Source organism: Streptococcus sp. M143, from assembly GCF_000162495.1.
Lineage (GTDB): Bacteria > Bacillota > Bacilli > Lactobacillales > Streptococcaceae > Streptococcus > Streptococcus dentisani.
Window position 1 is genome coordinate 1 of the sequence record NZ_GG730096.1, and the last position, 1,254, is coordinate 1,254.

1 pseudogene is annotated in these 1,254 nt (G+C 38.6%); it reads right to left on the reverse strand.

The window, feature by feature from the left end:
- Positions 1–1,133 (reverse strand): annotated as a pseudogene (locus tag HMPREF0850_RS12960) (transposase); the annotation flags it as partial.
- Positions 1,134–1,254: the final 121 nt, after the last annotated feature.

Below are 1,254 nucleotides of genomic sequence, written 5' to 3' on the forward strand. Positions count from 1 at the left end.
GAGGAAGGTTTTAAAGACAGTCTGAAAAAGAGGATGAACCAGCTTTAGATTGTCCTCAATGAGTCCGAAAAATTTCTCGGGTTCCTTATTCTGAAAGTGAAAAAGCAAGAGTTGGTAGAGATGATAGTGGTGTTTTAAGTCTTCTGAATAGCTCAAAAGCTTGTCTAGAATTTCTCTATTCGTTAAGTGCATACGAAAAGCAGGGCGATAAAATCTCTTATCGCTGAGTTTACGGCTTTCTTGTTGAATGAGCTTCCAGTAGCGCTTGATAGCCTTGTATTCATGGGATTTTCTATCGAATTGGTTCATGATTTGGACCCGCACACGGCTCATAGCACGGCTTAAGTGTTGCACAATGTGAAAGCGATCCAATACAATTTTTGCATTTGGGAGTGAAACAGTCTGGTAGACTGTTTCAGCCTGAGCCTAGAAATTCGAAAGCGAAGTCGTTTAGCCAAGTCATAGTAAGGGCTAAATATATCCATCGTAATGATTTTCACCTGCCAACGGACGGCTTGATTGTAGCGAAGAAAATGATTTCGGATGATAGTTTGTGTCCTGCCTTCAAGGACAGCGATGATATTGAGCTTGTCAAAATCTTGCGCAATGAAACTCATCTTTATCTCCCGATTGAAACAGTCACTCCCCTGACTGTTTCAACATCCCAAGACATAATCTCTGGAAGACGAGAAAAATCATGTTTAAAATGGAAGTCATTGAACTTTCGGAGAACAGTTGAAGTTGAAATGGACAGCTGATGAGCAATATCGGTCATAGAAGTCTTTTCAATCAACTTTTGAGCAATCTTTTGATTGATAATACGAGGGATTTGGTGATTTTTCTTAACGAGAGAAGTCTCAGTGACCATCATTTTCGTGCAATGATAGCATTTGAAACGACGCTTTTTAAGGAGGATTCTAGTAGGCATACCAGTCGTTTCGAGGTAAGGAATCTTAGAGGTTTTTTTGAAAATCATATTTCTTCATTTGATATCCGCACTCAGGGCAAGATGGGGCGTCGTAGTCCAGTTTAGCGATGATTTCCTTGTGAGTATCCTTATTGATGATATCTAGAATCTGGATATTAGGGTCTTTAATATCGAGTAGTTTTGTGATAAAATGTAATAGTTCCATATGATTCTTTCTAATGATGGTTTGGTCGCTTTTCATTATAGATCTTATGGGACTTTTTTTTCTACAACAAAATAGGCTCCATAATATCTATAGGGGGTTACCCACTACAAATATTATAGAG